The sequence below is a fragment of the Neorickettsia risticii str. Illinois genome (assembly GCF_000022525.1).
Classification (GTDB): domain Bacteria; phylum Pseudomonadota; class Alphaproteobacteria; order Rickettsiales; family Anaplasmataceae; genus Neorickettsia; species Neorickettsia risticii.
Genome location: NC_013009.1, coordinates 21,671 through 37,928 on the forward strand (window position 1 = coordinate 21,671; position 16,258 = coordinate 37,928).

A 16,258-nucleotide genomic window follows, 5' to 3' on the forward strand; every position below is an offset into this window, starting at 1 on the left:
CAAGAGATACAGTGCTAATATGTGGATTTCTCCCATGTCTCAAGTGCAAGAAAGTGCAGCACCGAGAGGGAATTTGCTTAAGAATATTCTAAACTTGTCAGGAAGGAATGGCACTAATAGGGGGATACCACTTAAAGACGTCTCAAATGCAGGGAAACATTGCATTGAGGGGCATCCCATTTAGGGGGCGTCTTAACTTTTTTCTCTTGCAGAGACTGCGAAAAACCCAAGGGGTCTGTCCAGGGGAGTAAGGGTGATTTCTATTTCTTCTTTTTCTCTGGAAAATATCGTAGAAAACTCCTTATTCAGAGAAAGGCTTTCCACATAACTAGAAGATAGTTCATTATCAAGGTGCAGCCTTTGGAAAAATTTTTCTATACTGATTGTTCTCCAATCATTCCCAATTCGCTCCATGCACGGTGCATCCATATACAGAACACTATCCTTGGAAATAATTGCATAAAAAATGGTATCTTTTCTCATTGCACTTGCAAACAAGAGATTCTGGAACTCTGTTATGATAAGCATTCTCTGCGTTTTGCAGATTAGATAGGTTGCTGCTGCAACTAGGAAAATGAATATTGCTCCAATTACAATCATTGAAATTGCTAAATTATCCAGGGAGTACTTTGATGGATCCGCTGTCAGCATTCCTGAGGTGCAATAGAGCAAGAAGAACGTAGCAACAATGATAATACAAAGCCAGTAGATCGTCTTGAATGGATTAAACCCTTGGGCCCTAATGTAAAAATCACTACAGTTTTTGATTATATTGTATATATTCCGATGTGAAACGATCCGTCTGGAGTGCATTAGTTAACCTTATCCGATATAAACACTAGGTATATTTTAAGGTGAATAAAGTAAAAATTTTGTTGAGTATAAAAATGTTAACAGAAGATATTTCTTAAAAAGACATTGCATATAGTGGGAAATGTCCTTACGATATGGAAACAACCACAGGGCGAAATGCCAATAAGATCAAGACATTGAAGAAGCGTACCTTGCTAGGGGAAAGAGATCTAGCAATGTCAATCCTGATTACAACGCCCTTGTTTTTGATTCTCTTGAGGTATGTCGTGGCATATTTTCTGCAATCGCGGGACCGCTGCTGAAACCCGCCTCACACTCTTTAACTAAATTGCTTATGTTACCGCTGTTAAAAGGTGAACCCACAATGTTGCTTGGTAATTTCAATACGTCCCAGGCCACCATAGCTGGCCAAACCATCGTCACGATTGGAAGCATCGTCAAACCCGCTCCAACTAATGGGATGCCACCTGGTGCGATAATGGCAACCATTACAGCCTTGACCAATGTAACAGGTGTACTGAGGGACTTGGCCTGCATAATTTTCTTGAGACAGTCAATATCAGAGAGTGTTCTTGTAGGATCCGAATCGTTTCCCTTAGGAGCAATTTTTGCCCCCAACGATTTCATCAAACCTGAAAATCCATCAGAGATATTTATACCAGTAGCTCTCTCTATCTTCTCACTGATCTGTGTAAAAACTCTGGATGAACTCGAAATTTTTGCAAGATCAGCGACCAAGGCCTCTTTTTCTTTCTTGCTTACCTCCTTCATCCTTTTTTCGGCTTGTATAATTGCTTCGTGTAGAGCCTGAACCTCGCCATGACACTCCAGCACCATGTCATAACATTCCACTAGTGAACGTGCTTGAACGCCTACTTCCTCCGTCGACAATCTGTGTAAATCGTTTAATCCAAGAAGACTTTTGTTTTGTTGGCAGAATTCCGCCAAACTAGGGCTGGTAACCCTTATTTCATTAAAAAAAGTCTCTTGATTAGCTTCTAAGCTGCTTTTCCGTGTTCTCATCCCAGCAGCCAGCTCACCAATAATGTTGGACTCTTCTATTCTCCTTTTGAGTGACTTTGGTATTTTTCCGCCATCTTGCATATTTTCCCACTCCGATAGGTTTGGCCAAAACGAGGTGCCCCATAAGCCGGGTTCTGTATACGGTAGTCATTCATCTAGGGTACACATTACTGTGCACTTCAAGCGACCTACCCGAAAAATCTATCGCGCGAGAGCACACTCTTTTTCTGTTTGGTCTTGCTCCTGGCAGAGTTTACCTATGCCATCCACGTCGCCGCGAACGCGGTGCGCTCTTACCGCACCTTTTCACCCTTACCTGAAAGAACAGGCGGTTATTTTCTGTGGCACTTGTCCTGGGCTAAGCCCGGCGGAAGTTATCCGCTACCATTCTCCCGTGGAGCCCGGACTTTCCTCTCCTCAGTTTTTGAATCATCAAAAGAGCAGCGACTACCTCAGGCACCTCGCAAGCTAGTATATCAACTCCAAGCAGCTTATAGAAGATATTGAAAGGCTTTTTCTTAAAAGAAGCATTAACTTAGGTCTTTATCTCTATTGCTTTTGCATAGCAATTACAAAGCAGTTCGTGAATAGTTCTTGGAGGTATCTTACTGAAGGAGGTGTTGACAGGTGATTTATCCTAATTTTTTGAAAAATAGAGAAGATGTCCTTGATAACGTAGCCGATTATAGGTGGTTTACAAAAGGTTTGCCCTTAGAAAAGGTATCAATTAGCGCTTCGTGCTAATCATTTTGCAAAGCAACCTTGATCAACCTACAAAACTTGAAGCTATTTCAACTAGCGCTCTCTATGCTAATCGCTTCGCGAAATAGAGAAAGGGTGTTCCTAATAATGCAACTAATACTCTTATCCAATAGGTTCCTAGTATGTACGTGAACACTAAACTCTTCATTTCGACTGGCTCTCCTGTAAGAATGTACCATGCAAGAGTTGAGAATATTATGTTGTCCATCAACGAGGACACTCCTGTACCTATTATGTTGCGCAGCCAAAGAAAACGTCGTTTTGGAAGAATCTGCTTTAGAGCACCGAAGATATAAATATCGGAAAGCTGACTGACCAAATACCCAATAACTCCGGAAAATAGAAGCGTAGCATTATTTTGAAAGAGCTTTCGCATGCATGAATAGTGGATGTCTGTTTTAGGGTTATAGCTTAGTGTGATTATTATTTCTAAGGTGAAGAATGTGTATAAGAGAAAACTCAAATACACATTGGTCTTCGCCGCTTTGATTCCGCGATACTCTGTCAGAATGTTGTTAGCAAGGAAAATTGACGAAAAAGAAATTGTTCCAAGTGCTACCGGGGTATCCTGAAAGAAAAACTGTGCCTGTCTTAAGACCTGTATATTTGCAAGAATAAAAACACAACTGCTGAAAGCATAAATTCCTTTTTCTCCAAAAAATTTAAAACTTATAAGTATCGTCATCATACACAGAAGAAACTCCAGTATACTGGTTGTGTGTGACGGAAGACCTTCTAAGTATTTTATCGAATCCAGAAATATTTGTTCCAAGGTAACGCAAACTTGATGCTTTACTCTCATAAATATCCAAGATTTTGCAGTAGGATGGTAGATGCAAAGCAGTATTTACGCTGCTGTATGTTGTCTTGAGAGAATCTTAAAGGGCTAAATGAGTATTTAAGGTGGGCGCGGTCAGAAAGGATGGAAATTAACTTCCAGATTAAGCATGATCAAAATCTATCCTGGTTCCAGTGAACTAAGTGAATATTTCAGGGAAGCGTAGTCTAAAAGACGATGGTAAACTCTGGTGCTTGGGTTACTGAAATCCTACTTAAGGTTTCCGAGAATTAAAGCTTCTTCTCCTAGTGTCTCGCAAACAAATTCTGCATTTTGTGCTGCGACAACTAGAACCATCCCTATACCACAGTTGAAAGTGGTTAACATTTCTTCTTGCGGAATATTACCGTTAAGCATGAGCCACTTGAAGATTTCGGGAAACTCATAAGGTTGAATACAGATTTTTAGGTCTTCTGGCAGAACCCTTTTAAGATTTTCTAATAGTCCGCCACCGGTGATGTGTGCAGCCGCCTTTATGAATTTTTTCAAAGAAAAAAGTGAATTCACATATATCTTTGTTGGAGTTAGGAGTATTTCACCCCAGGTTCTGTCATCGAATAGTGTTGAGTACTTAATATTTAAGCTGGAGAAAGTTTTGCGGATAAGTGAAAATCCATTCGCATGAAAGCCTGATGATTTTAGTCCAATAAGGGTGTCACCTTTTGTAACATTTTGTGGAAGGATTTCCTCCTTTTCGACTATTCCAACAGCGAAGCCTGCTAAATCGTATTCGCCAGCACTGTATAGGCCGGGCATTTCAGCGGTTTCTCCGCCTACCAGCGACATGGAAGCCTCTCTACACCCGACCAGAATCCCCGAGATTACTGCCTGTGCTACATCGAGCTCAAGTTTTCCTGTCGAGTAATAATCAAGAAAAAAGAGCGGTTTTGCCCCGTGACAGATCAGGTCGTTGGCGCACATGGCCACTAGGTCTATACCAATGCTAGCATGGTTATTGCACTCATTTGCTATCAATAACTTAGTTCCAACACCGTCTGTTGCCGCAGCAATGACTGGGTCCTTGTAATTCAAATTGCCTACGGAGAATAAAGAAGCAAAACCACCAATAGCGGAGACGCAATGGTTATCAACTTCTGCGTTTTTTTTAATAAAATCAACAAAGCTGTTTGCGGTATCTATATTCACACCGGAGCTTTTGTAAGAGAGAGTTTTTTTCATTTTCAGGCAGAACTTACCGCTGAAAAGGTGCCGCGGTAATAACTGTATACGAGTGCAGGTAGACCGCGATTGTACCACAACTTGTTGCGATATTTCCACTAGCTCGCTCTTCTTACAATTTGCTGGATTTACAGAGCTATCCTTGTGCGACTGAGCGGCAACGTTCATATCGAAAGAATGCCCAAGGAATAAGACCTTTTTAGTCCAAGCTAGGCGTTTTTGTATTACTGTCCTTTGGTGTTTTGTTCATCAGTATAACTAACGTTAGGCCCAAAGCTAAAGTTGCAACGCCAACAACGATTGCTGTGAGCATCAAAACATGAGGTAAGGGATTAACATAATTTTCTACATTGGGTGAAATCAGCGGAGTCGCAGCCCCCTCAATATACGCAAGAGATATATAAAGCAACAAAACAGATGACTGAAAAAGCCCAAGACCTATTAGTTTTTTTATCGGTCTGGGACTTGCCATTATTATGTACAACCCAACTACCATTAACCACACCACTACTGCATAGTTGTAAAATGTGAACATAAACACTTCCATTGGTTGTGCTCCAGCATAGCACATTTACGCAAAGAGTTTTTATTATGGCCAGTAAAATCCTTTTTATCAGCAACAGTGAAAATACCGATGAGCACGCTTACACAGGAAGTTTTTACACACAAGTGGTACTAAGTGTCTTTCTCAATCGGTAAGAGTAGACACACAGATGGACGAATTTACGTATAAAGGTTTTGCCCTAGTCGGCGTTGAGTGTCTTTTTCGCCAGCAAGAGTGAAAAGCACATGTATATAGTGAATATCGAGCTAAAAACAGTAAGTCCGACGCCCAACTCAAGAACAAAAATACCAATTTCTTGAGATAGTAGGGGCAAACTCTTAATTATATGAGAGTGCTGTAAAAATGATGCATTCTGAAGTAACGGTGCTAAACCTGTTGATAAGTAAATCAGTGCACCAGCTGCTCCTTGGCGGATTAGAGTCTTTGGACCAAGAAAATGAAGAAGTGAATCAAGACCAAATACGAGTGAGTACGTTATCAAAGATGCCGCAAGCAATACCCCGGCTTGGAAACCTCCACCAGGGGAAATCTCCCCATGTACTTGAATGTACACGGCAAACAAAATAATAAGTGGGATAATCCCCGAAGCTAGGACCTTTAATACTTTATCACCTATCATTTCCCTTACCGAAGCCCAATAAAATAAAAACTGATAAAGCCGCTGTGAAAACAACAACTGTCTCTATCAAAGTGTCATACCCTCTGAAACCAGCTAGCACTGCTGTAATGACATTTGGAAAACCAAATAACGGTTCCGTGTTTTCCAAGTAGTATCGATAAACTTCATTGTTTACAGCAGCAGTGGGTGAGCCATATCTAGGAAGATCTGCTGTAATATAAAGTAAGATGCTTCCAATCATAACGCTCGCAAATAATGCCGGAAGGGTGTTCCTCGAATAGTGGATACCTTCTCTGCCGATTAAATGCCCAGCCCACAAAACGAAGATAGTCGAGATACAGCTTCCTACGGCATTCTCAGTAATTGCAACGTCTGCCGCATTCATTGTCATGTACAAAAGAGTGAGTAAGAAGCTGATCAAACCAAGATAGATAACTTCTGTTAATAGGTCTTCGACGTGTGCTAATGCCGTTGTAACGAAAAAGAGAAGGAACAGAAGTGTGACCCTCAATATGACGAGTTCCATAAGTTATCGATTCTGAGGTACCAGCATACAGTTATTCTAATTTGGACTTACACAAGAGATATGAACAAAGCGAGGAAGTAACCCATACCATCGGAATGAGCAGTAAAACCTTTAGCGTAGTAACTGAAAATCCAAATTTAAGCGCACATCCGAGAAGTATAAGTGGTGCACCAAAAGAGTCCGTCATACTTGCTGAATGGACCTTCAAAAAAAAACAGGGAAAACGGATGATACCAATAGTTCCGCTGAACATAAAGATAACCCCTGCTAAGGCAATTAATAACCCAAGTAATTCAACCATAGACACCACACACGCAATAATAAAACATGACTAATGCGATACAAAACGAACCATTTCTAGCGCTTATAGAACAAATACAGAGCTTATTGTTCCAAATTCAAGAAGATGTATGACCAATGCAACTTCTAAGTGAATAGAACGAATCATCTCCAATACTCATAAAGTAAGTATGGGGTCCATTATCCCAAATGTGTGGAAAAGTTCAATTTTTCACTTAGGAGTTCGCGTGAGGTGGCTATACACAGACCTTACCTGAGCTATTGCAGAGGTTGCTGCGGTGCTGCAACGCAATATAGTTCTGCCTAGCGAGATTCTTTTATCAATCAAGGAGAGTTCTTCATGAGAGAATCCTCCTTCTGGCCCAATGACTATAGTGTAAGAGCTTAAGATGGGAATATCGCAAATAACAGAGTCAGAAAGTGTTTCATCGCAAATGAACACGTTTTCATGATATGTTTCTACTTCCCTTAGTGCGATAGGTGGTAGTAGAATGGGTATACTCATCCGGCGACATTGTTGTGCCGCTTCGATTGCCCAAAGCTCGAGTTTTTCGAGATCCTTGTTCTTATTTTCTGCACGTGATGAGTATATTGGCCGTAGTGTTGTGACATCTAGCTCTGTCGCCTGCCTAACAGTTTCCTTAAGCGCTTTGTGTTTTGGAACTGCAAAGCACAAGTGAATATCATACGGGTAACTTGCTGTTTGTGGTCGAATTTGTATATCAGGTACCAAAAAATTTCGGTCGACTTTTGCTATCCACTCACCACTCCTGCCGTTGAACACTATAACCTGAGCTTCTTTTTGTAAGCGCATCACTGAGAATAGGTAATGCTGTTTTTTCGGATCTATACAGATTTTTGTACCTTTCTCTATAGTTTCAACATTTAGAAACAACCTTGTAAGTCGCATTTCTGATTAATAGGAAAAACACCCAACTCTAACATAACAAAGTGAGCGTGATGTTATGTATTTCCTATTTCCAGTGTCACAAATACAAAAAAGTTGCATAGTTCAGATTGTTTTACTGCCTACTGCTATCCAAAATTACTTTGCGTGAGATAACAAATGCCTTTTCTTCAACAAACCGCTCCTGGACGATAAATCGTGCTTTGAAAGCGGTGAATCAGGAAAATCAGTAGACATATCGTAATAATTTTGTTCTAATACAGGGCGGCAGTTTGTAAATATTTAATAATCACGAAGTCGCTTTGATGCAGCTTGCCTTTTAACCCTACCTTCGTAAGGGATTTAGGACTTTTATAGTGTTTATATTGCAATCTGGGTGTGAAGTTCATAATGAATATGGTGTTTTTCGAAATTAGGGAGTGCCATGTGATATATTATTTATGGATAATTTACCTAATATTGTTTATAATACCACTTAGTATAGTAGTTGGGACGGAAAGAAATAATGTTAAAAGATATTGTTAGAGGCGATAAGATCTCAGAAGAGGGGGAGTACGTTGATGTAGACCGCTTCAGTATTTCGGATGCCAGTCAGCTTAGTGATGTGCGCAGTATCCTTGTGAAGAGGATTTCGCAGATCATTGCTTATAACAACTGGAGTCAGAAATATGCTGCCAGTCTTTTGAAGATCGATCAGCCGAAAGTTTCACAGATAAAGAACTTCAAAACAGAAGGTTTTTCCTTGGAGAGATTGCTCAAGTTTTTTATTCTTCTTGGTTGGAAGGTTGATGTTAGGTTGACGAAGTAAGTTGTTGCTTCCGGTTTTTTGTGTTACTTTAAGACTTTCTTTTGTCTTGCGATGCGGGATTGGCGTTTCTTTGAGGATGGGAATCTATCCTGTTCCAGATTTGAGCTGGTGATACTTGCGAGCCAGAGAGCCTATGATTTGCAAAGTGGTTCCTTGCCTGATGTCCAGCACGAAGAGGGTGATAAGAGCCCTGTGATTGCGCTAAAAGAACTGTACTCTCTAGACATGGATTATGAGAAGCTCTTCCATGCTGCCATAAGGAGAATAGTGCATTTTTCGGGTTCTGGTTACGCTGGTATCTCATCGGATTCGGGTCCAGCTAGACCTCATGCTAGAGGTCTCGTAGAACACATTGATCACGATCTTGTCGAAGAGCGTGATCCGGAAGTTTTCTCTGATTCTGAGTTTTCCTTTGCTGAAGATGAGGGGGATGAGTAGGTAGGGTTTTGCCTCTGTAGATGCGGGTTTACAATACTCCTGAGCTGCTTCCCCACCCTTCAGTCGTTACCTTTGGTAACTTTGACGGAGTGCATTTAGGGCATCTGGCCTTGCTTTCTGCGCTGTCGAGTGTGAGTAAGTTAGATGCTTTACATAGGGTTGTCATAACTTTTGATCCTCATCCGTTCTGTTTTCTTAAGAGCAAAAAGGACTTCCTTATTACGGATCAGTACACTAAAAGTGTTCTCCTCTCTCCATATGTGGACTCTCTATATTTTATAAAGTTCGATGATGATCTTAGGGGGTTGTCTCCTGAGGAGTTTCTGAAGTTTTTGTCCTCTTTTTTGAATCTCAAATACCTTGTAAACGCCGAAAATTGCAGATTCGGAAAGTTTAGTTCCGGTAGCATAACTGAAATAGAAAAATATCAGGAATTACTTTCATATGAGGCTGTGGTCATAAAGCCTGAGCTTAACGATTCTGGCAATAGGTACTCCTCTACTCTAGTGCGGGCAAGCATTAAGAATGGTGATATGCTGAGTGCAAGGCGACTCTTGGGCCGATACCACAGTATACGTGGTATTATTCGGAGAGACAGGGGTCTTGCTAGTACTATCGGTTTTCCCACAATCAATATCGCAATTCCCGAGGAGATAATTAAGCCGAAACTTGGTGTATACGTGGTTGATGTTTCCATAGAAGGTACTGTGTATAGCGGTATAGCGAATATCGGTAAAAGACCCACCACCTCTGATAGTGGTGATGTTATCCTAGAAGTACACATTTTCAACTTCTCTGACAATGTATATGGTAAAGATGCAACAGTGTATCTAAAGGCTTTTCTACGAGAAGAAAAGCATTTTCCGTCCGTTGAAAGACTAAAAGAACAAATCCTAGCAGATATCCACACCGCTCTTTCTGTGAATTTCTAAGTTCATTTTCTTATTTGTGCAATCTCCTTCAATCTGGTAAGTCTTTTGGGTTTAGTTTATACTAAAATCAATATGTAACAATCAAGCTTATTTAATTTTAATATTAAAAACTTTATTAGCATTGCAATCCTTTTATCTTAATGTTATAATAAAAACATATCAGAAAGAGAAATGATACAGCTATGAATATAGATGAATTGGCGCAACACCTACAGCAACTCTTTAGTGAAAAATTAAAGCTGAATTTTGGTCTTGATGTTTTCAAAGATGCGCTTGGTCACCTTGATCAGGTGGAGATTGAAGACTTAGGTGCATACGCAGAAAGCTTAGTGAAATTTAGTTCGGACGACAGTGTCATAAGAAAGATGTTGGAGGCTGTGTGCAGTGAAAAAGAGTGTGGTGCGCAGTTAACCGAACTACTTCAGAGATGGAACGGCATTTTTCCAGATAATCCTGTACCTGTGCCAACACCTGAAGTTCTTGCTAATACAAATAAGGGGCTTGTATCCGCGACTGTGGTTCTAGGAATCTTATCTGCTGCTCTATTGGCTACAGGTATTGGATACGCGGTATATAAGAAAGACAGGGGAACTCTCCACTTTGAGGACCGTTTCAGAGACAACGTTAACACAATTAGTGTGGGTACAACCACAGAAGGTTTAGGTCTAGGCACTAGTGTGGGTACAGCCACAGAAGGTTTGGGTCAAGATGTTGGGGGCATACCAAAATCGCAAGCTTTTTCGGGTGCTCGAAAACCGCTACCTAAGGGTGCTGGCACACCCCATACGGTTAGCTTCGGTTTTCCTGCGGGCGCAAATCCGAATAGTGTTCGAGACCCGCTATCTGAGGGTGCTGGCACACCCCATACGGTTAGCTTCGGTCGTCCTGCGGACGCAAATCCGAAGAGTGCTCAAAAACCGCTATCTGAGGGTGCTGGAGTCAGTGGTGCCACTACCAACAATCCGTTCGAAAGCCCTGCTTCAAGGTTAGATGGAGCACGGGTTACTCAACCTGAGTCTAAAAAAACTAGATAGGTCTTAGGTGTTTAATTGGATTCGCTTCCCTGTTCTTTATTTCCTATGGAGAGTTGTTTGATGATTTCGTCCTTCTCTCCAAGGAACGCGACTGTTCCTTCTTTTACGAGCATAAGCCAGTCAACTTCGCTTAGTAGAGAGAAGTTGTGGGTCATCAGAAGTGTGGTGATCCTTGCTTCTCTCGCGTAGCGTAGAGCTTTAGCTAAGTGCGCCTCCCCATTTGAATCAAGATTTGCATTGGGTTCATCTAGTACAAGAAGCTTTACATTCCCGTAAAAAGCTCTTGCTATTCCTATACGTTGACGTTGTCCCCCGGATAAAACTGAGCCACCGGCACCTATAATGGTGTCGTACCCATTTGGAAGGTGTAATATCATTTCATGGACACCGGCAATTTTCGCTGCTCTCACGACTTCTGCCGGGTCCATTTTTGGATCAAATCTTGATATGTTCTCTTTAACTGTGGCGTTAAATAATTCTATATCCTGTGGGAGGTATCCCACATGCTTACCAAAGTGCTTACGCTCCCAGGTGTATGTATCAGCACCATCGAGTCGCACTACTCCCGCTATTGGTTTAAGAACTCCGACGGTCAATCTTGCTATGGTGGACTTTCCAGCTGCACTGCTGCCTACGACTCCCACTACTTTGCCAGCTGGGATGGTGAAAGAAATTCCTTTGATTGTTGGCTTAGAACCACCTAATGGAGTGTATATTACTCTGTCAAATTCTATTTCCCCGATGGGTTCCGGAAGCTCCATGGCTTGAGACCTTACAGGGGAGGTGATAAGCATATTTTGTAGCCTACTATATGAGGTTTTTGCCTGCGATAAATTTTTCCAGTTTGAGATAGCGATTTCAAACGGTGCTAACGCCCTCCCCATTAGAATTGATACGGCAATTATCCCTCCTGCTGTCTTGTATCCAGAAATAGCAAGGTAAGCTCCGATTCCGATTACGGCGATTTGTAACGTAAAGCGTACCGCCTTTGTGAATGCCATGATTATGTATGAACGACTCAAAGCGAGTGTCTGTACATCCCTTACTAGGGTATTTTTTTTACTCCATTTTTCGACTATAGGTTCTATCATGCCCATAGCTTCTACTACTTCGGAGTTTCGTGTTGCTATTTCTATCTCATTCAAATTACGCACATTTGCTTCATTGCTCTGACGGGCAAGATTTCTAGTTGCAAAATCATTTAAGAGTGCGATACCGATGAGTGTGACTATACCTATGATAGCGACAATACCAAGGGTAAAGTTTATTAAGAATATTGCTATCAAGTATAATATCGACCATGGGGCATCAAAGAATGCAAAGACTCCATGGCCAGTAAGGAATCCGCGGATGATCTGCATGTCCCGCATAGTTTCGCTACTTGATGTTCCTGGTCTAACCGATATGAGTGCAATTGCGTTGTTTAATAGTCCTGGTGTTAGGGTATCATCAAACCAGTTACCAACTTTTACGGTGATCATAGCTCGCGAAGCATCAAGAACTGATGAGCACGCGAAGGCACATAGGGTTATCACTGTAAGTGCTATTAGTGTCGAAGTACTGCCACTCGAGAGTACTCTATCAAGGACTTGTGAGGTGTAAAGCGGTAAGAACAGTGCCAGCACATTTATTCCTGAACTGAACCAAAAAAGGGTCCAAAATACGGATTTGCACTTATGTAAAGTTTTATGGAGTATGGTCTCTTTGAGTTTTTCTTCAATAGCCGCATCCGTACTTCTTATCATTTCGCATTGATTACTTGTGTAAGGACGTATTATCTCAGGAAAAGGTGTGTCCCTCAATGTAAAATTGCTAACGCTATGTTAATGAATTAGAATCCTTGTCTCACATAGGCACCTAATGTCATTCGCAGAAGTTGAGTCTAAACAATGCTCAAATTTGTAATTCTGGAAATGAAAAATGCATTTTATTCTTCTTGGAGTTATTAATCATGAAGTTCTATTTCTTAGTTTATCATAGTACAATACCGTGGCTGTTTTAGATGTGGTGGGTTAATGCTAAAGGGAAAGTTGGGTGTAATATTAGGTGTTGCGAATGACCGTTCGATTGCATATGCAATAGGAAAGATTTGTAGAGAAAATGGGGCAGAGCTGATTCTTACATGTCCGACTGACCAATTCAAAAAACGTTTAGCTCCGATAGCTGAAGAATTTGGAGGTTCCGCACTTGTGTGTTGCGATGTTTCACAGGAAAGCCAGGTGGAAGAACTCTTTCGCTTTATTGAGGAGAAATATGGAAGGCTCGACTTTGTCGTACACTCCGTTGCTTTTTCGGATAAGGAGGAACTACAAGGTGATTATATAAATACTTCTCTTAGTAATTTTTTGAATTCAATGCATATTTCATGCTATTCCCTTACTTCAGTGTGTAGATATGCCTTGCCATTGATGAAGGAAAATGGTGGCAGTGTTCTGACTTTGTCGTACTACGGAGCCGAAAAAGTGATTCCTCACTATAACGTTATGGGTGTGTGTAAAGCTGCTTTGGAGGCGAGTGTCAAATACTTAGCTGTTGATCTTGGTAAGCACAACATAAGGATAAATACAATTTCTGCAGGACCGATTAAGACTCTCGCTTCGTCTGCAATTGGAAAATTTTCCTACATACTTAAGTGGAACAAGCATAACGCACCTATAAAGAGGAACACTACTAAAGAAGATGTTGCTGGTGCAGCCCTCTATTTTTTAAGTGATCTGAGCAGTGGGACCACAGGTAGTACACTGCATGTCGACTGTGGATATCATGTGGTGGGGATGAGAGCCGTCGATTTGCCATCGGATATCATGACTTCATGAGCAATTTGCATGTGATCTATCTAATTAACTTATAGGGACCTCATTAAAAACCTTTATCCTCCTCCGACAAACTCTACGATTTCTACTGAATCACCTGCTTTCAACGCGTGTTCGCTGTATAAAGACCTCGGTATGATGATTTGATTCAATTCAACTGCCATTTGCGATGTGTTGAGTTTTAGCAGGTGCACCAAGCCTGATATGGTGATTCCTGCTTCCACAGCAATACTGTCACCATTTACATTGATGATTATTTTCTGTTCGTCTAACATTTTTTCAAAAACTGCGTAAGAAATGCTTAAAAAATTGTCTTGTTCGATAAATCTTTTATATATTCCTCTGCGAGTCCAGCGTACCTTATTGCGGACTCTCTTATATGTGAGATTTCCTCTGTGGTAAGTATTCTCACAAATTTTGCTGGCCTCCCCAGCCATAGTTCACCGGATTTTATCCGTTTGTTAGACGTCACCAAAGAGCCAGCTGCAACCATTGATCCACTTTCCATAATAGCGCCATCCATTATTATTGTGCCCATACCTACGAAAGTTTCGTCCATTAAAGTGCATGCATGTAATAAGCATTGATGTCCAACAGTGACATAGCTACCAATTTCTGTGTGCCCTTTTTCACCGTGGCTAACATGTATCATTGTGCAATCTTGGATATTTGTATAACTGCCAATCTTTATGTAATTAACATCGCCTCGGATATTGCACCCATACCAAATACTGCTTCTAGGACCAACTGTAACGTTTCCAATAAGAAATGCATTCTCAGCTATGAAAGAAGTGCCAGCGGTACTTGGAAAGGTCTCTTTCAATTTCAACAGGGTCATGGTAAACGAGAGATATCCCACGGGATTATAATTGCTGAAAGACGCTTATGGTAGACATTCCAGGTGTTGGAGGCGTGGTTTTTGCGTGAGGTTGTTATTTTCAACGACTTCCTTGGCGAATTCTGCATTTTTGATAGTTCTGTGTGCGAAGTCAAAATAGGGTCGCATGGATTACGTGTCTCTGTTGACTCATGAAGTTTTGTGTAGTATCCATAAGTCTTAGGCACGTGCCTCTCTGGAGCAGCACGGTCGGTTGTTTGAATAGTGAGAAAGTAAGTAAAGACAGCGAAACGTTAATTTATAGAGTTTGAATAAATCAAATTCTCCTGATTTGAGAGTTTGATCCTGGCTCAGAACGAACGCTAGCGGTAGGCTTAACACATGCAAGTCGAACGGAATCAGGGCTGCTTGCAGCCTTGGTCCCGTGGCAGACGGGTGCGTAACGCGTGGGAACTTGCCTGGTAGTAGGGAATAACCAGTGGAAACATTGGGCAACACCCTATACGCCCTGAGGGGGAAAATTTATTGCTATCAGATAGGCCCGCGTTAGATTAGCTAGTTGGTGGGGTAATGGCCTACCAAGGCGACGATCTATAGCTGGTCTGAGAGGATGATCAGCCACACTGGAACTGAGACACGGTCCAGACTCCTACGGGAGGCAGCAGTGAGGAATATTGGACAATGGGCGAAAGCCTGATCCAGCCATACCGCATGAGTGATGAAGGCCCTTGGGTTGTAAAGCTCTTTTAGTGGGGAAGATAATGACGGTACCCACAGAAGAAGTCCCGGCTAACTCCGTGCCAGCAGCCGCGGTAATACGGAGGGGGCTAGCGTTGTTCGGAATTACTGGGCGTAAAGGGTGCGTAGGCGGTCCCGTAAGTTAGGTGTGAAATCCTTGGGCTTAACCCAAGAACTGCATTTAAAACTGTGGGACTCGAACGTGAGAGAGGGCAATGGAATTTTTGGTGTAGGGGTGAAATCCGTAGATATCAAGAGGAACGTCAGGGGCGAAAGCGATTGCCTGGATCACAGTTGACGCTGAGGCACGAAAGCGTGGGGAGCAAACAGGATTAGATACCCTGGTAGTCCACGCTGTAAACGATGAGTGTTAAAAGTGGGTTATTTTATCTGCTTTGTAGCTAACGCGTTAAACACTCCGCCTGGGGACTACGGTCGCAAGACTAAAACTCAAAGGAATTGACGGGGACTCGCACAAGCGGTGGAGTATGTGGTTTAATTCGATGCAACGCGAAAAACCTTACCATACCTTGACATGTGGATTGTATCCCTCTGAAGGGAGGGAGTCAGTTCGGCTGGATCCAACACAGGTGTTGCATGGCTGTCGTCAGCTCGTGTCGTGAGATGTTGGGTTAAGTCCCGCAACGAGCGCAACCCTCATCCTTAGTTGCCAGCGGTTCGGCCGGGAACTTTAAGGAAACTGCCAGTGACAAGCTGGAGGAAGGTGGGGACGACGTCAAGTCATCATGGCCCTTATGGTATGGGCTACACACGTACTACAATGGCAACTACAATGAGCTAGCTACACCGTAAGGTGACGCCAATCTCTTAAAGGTTGTCTCAGTACGGATTGCCTTCTGCAACTCGAAGGCATGAAGTTGGAATCGCTAGTAATCGCAGATCAGCATGCTGCGGTGAATACGTTCTCGGGTCTTGTACACACTGCCCGTCAGGCCATGGGAGTTCATCTTACTCGAAGCTAGTGAGCTGACCGCAAGGAGGCAGCTATCTACGGTGGGGTGGGTGACTGGGGTTAAGTCGTAACAAGGTAGCCGTAGGTGAACCTGCGGCTGGATTACCTCCTTTTATTTAGGCAAAAGCCTAACTTGTTTCGCTGTCTTTGCG

At 42.1% G+C, this 16,258-nt stretch carries 17 protein-coding genes, 1 rRNA gene and 1 other RNA gene; 6 read left to right on the forward strand and 13 right to left on the reverse strand.

All coding sequences use genetic code 11. From position 1 onward, the window contains the following. Window positions 1-192: 192 nt before the first annotated feature. The 10 genes from NRI_RS00100 to NRI_RS00140 form a co-directional block, all read right to left on the reverse strand. Window positions 193-651: a hypothetical protein gene (locus NRI_RS00100; RefSeq protein ID WP_012779420.1), complete on the reverse strand. Its 459-nt coding sequence runs from the start codon at window positions 649-651 to the stop codon at window positions 193-195. 390 nt (window positions 652-1,041) lie between these two features. Then, on the reverse strand, window positions 1,042-1,917 hold the full coding sequence (locus NRI_RS00105; protein ID WP_012779421.1) for a hypothetical protein: 876 nt from the start codon (window positions 1,915-1,917) through the stop codon (window positions 1,042-1,044). Between the two features lie 26 nt (window positions 1,918-1,943). After that, window positions 1,944-2,300: RNase P RNA component class A (gene rnpB, locus NRI_RS04085), an RNA gene on the reverse strand. A 341-nt stretch (window positions 2,301-2,641) separates the two neighbouring features. Continuing rightward, window positions 2,642-3,400, reverse strand: coding sequence for a queuosine precursor transporter (locus NRI_RS00110; protein WP_238523003.1), 759 nt, complete (start codon window positions 3,398-3,400; stop codon window positions 2,642-2,644). A 246-nt stretch (window positions 3,401-3,646) separates the two neighbouring features. Next, entirely contained in the window at window positions 3,647-4,615 is a 969-nt protein-coding gene (purM, locus tag NRI_RS00115) for a phosphoribosylformylglycinamidine cyclo-ligase (RefSeq protein WP_012779425.1), read from the reverse strand. Between the two features lie 199 nt (window positions 4,616-4,814). After that, window positions 4,815-5,150 (reverse strand): cation:proton antiporter subunit C, encoded by a 336-nt coding sequence (locus tag NRI_RS00120; protein WP_012779426.1) that lies wholly within the window; start codon window positions 5,148-5,150, stop codon window positions 4,815-4,817. A gap of 208 nt (window positions 5,151-5,358) precedes the next feature. Next, a complete protein-coding gene (locus tag NRI_RS00125; RefSeq protein WP_012779428.1) occupies window positions 5,359-5,799 on the reverse strand; it encodes a Na(+)/H(+) antiporter subunit B in 441 nt (146 codons plus the stop codon). After that, a complete protein-coding gene (locus NRI_RS00130; protein ID WP_012779429.1) occupies window positions 5,789-6,325 on the reverse strand; it encodes a DUF4040 domain-containing protein in 537 nt (178 codons plus the stop codon). The genes NRI_RS00125 and NRI_RS00130 overlap by 11 nt, the downstream gene beginning before the upstream one ends. Before the next feature lie 31 nt (window positions 6,326-6,356). Continuing rightward, on the reverse strand, window positions 6,357-6,626 hold the full coding sequence (locus tag NRI_RS00135; RefSeq protein WP_012779430.1) for a monovalent cation/H(+) antiporter subunit G: 270 nt from the start codon (window positions 6,624-6,626) through the stop codon (window positions 6,357-6,359). A 210-nt stretch (window positions 6,627-6,836) separates the two neighbouring features. Continuing rightward, entirely contained in the window at window positions 6,837-7,535 is a 699-nt protein-coding gene (locus tag NRI_RS00140) for an RsmE family RNA methyltransferase (RefSeq protein ID WP_012779431.1), read from the reverse strand. Window positions 7,536-8,019: 484 nt separating this feature from the next. Between NRI_RS00140 and NRI_RS00145 the strand changes: the two genes are divergently transcribed. The 4 genes from NRI_RS00145 (at window position 8,020) to NRI_RS00160 (ending at window position 10,744) form a co-directional block, all read left to right on the forward strand. Next, complete coding sequence (locus NRI_RS00145) at window positions 8,020-8,340, forward strand: helix-turn-helix domain-containing protein (protein ID WP_238523005.1); 321 nt, start codon at window positions 8,020-8,022, stop codon at window positions 8,338-8,340. 51 nt (window positions 8,341-8,391) lie between these two features. Next, on the forward strand, window positions 8,392-8,778 hold the full coding sequence (gene rpoZ, locus NRI_RS00150; protein WP_041351326.1) for a DNA-directed RNA polymerase subunit omega: 387 nt from the start codon (window positions 8,392-8,394) through the stop codon (window positions 8,776-8,778). 20 nt (window positions 8,779-8,798) lie between these two features. Further along, on the forward strand, window positions 8,799-9,710 hold the full coding sequence (ribF, locus tag NRI_RS00155; RefSeq protein ID WP_012779434.1) for a riboflavin biosynthesis protein RibF: 912 nt from the start codon (window positions 8,799-8,801) through the stop codon (window positions 9,708-9,710). A 182-nt stretch (window positions 9,711-9,892) separates the two neighbouring features. After that, window positions 9,893-10,744, forward strand: a complete 852-nt coding sequence (locus NRI_RS00160; protein WP_012779435.1) for a hypothetical protein — start codon at window positions 9,893-9,895, stop codon at window positions 10,742-10,744. Between the two features lie 11 nt (window positions 10,745-10,755). Here NRI_RS00160 and NRI_RS00165 read toward each other — a convergent pair whose 3' ends face one another. Next, a complete protein-coding gene (locus NRI_RS00165) occupies window positions 10,756-12,489 on the reverse strand; it encodes a type I secretion system permease/ATPase (RefSeq protein WP_012779436.1) in 1,734 nt (577 codons plus the stop codon). A gap of 270 nt (window positions 12,490-12,759) precedes the next feature. Between NRI_RS00165 and NRI_RS00170 the strand changes: the two genes are divergently transcribed. Beyond that, window positions 12,760-13,560 carry an enoyl-ACP reductase FabI gene (locus NRI_RS00170; RefSeq protein ID WP_012779437.1) on the forward strand — a complete coding sequence of 267 codons (801 nt, stop codon included), beginning with the start codon at window positions 12,760-12,762 and terminating at the stop codon, window positions 13,558-13,560. Between the two features lie 53 nt (window positions 13,561-13,613). Here NRI_RS00170 and thiS read toward each other — a convergent pair whose 3' ends face one another. Next, window positions 13,614-13,832, reverse strand: coding sequence for a sulfur carrier protein ThiS (gene thiS, locus NRI_RS00175; protein ID WP_012779438.1), 219 nt, complete (start codon window positions 13,830-13,832; stop codon window positions 13,614-13,616). 26 nt (window positions 13,833-13,858) lie between these two features. Beyond that, entirely contained in the window at window positions 13,859-14,395 is a 537-nt protein-coding gene (locus NRI_RS00180; RefSeq protein ID WP_041351328.1) for a gamma carbonic anhydrase family protein, read from the reverse strand. 327 nt (window positions 14,396-14,722) lie between these two features. Here NRI_RS00180 and NRI_RS00185 point away from each other — a divergent pair. Further along, window positions 14,723-16,219: ribosomal RNA gene (locus NRI_RS00185) — 16S ribosomal RNA — on the forward strand. Window positions 16,220-16,258: the final 39 nt, after the last annotated feature.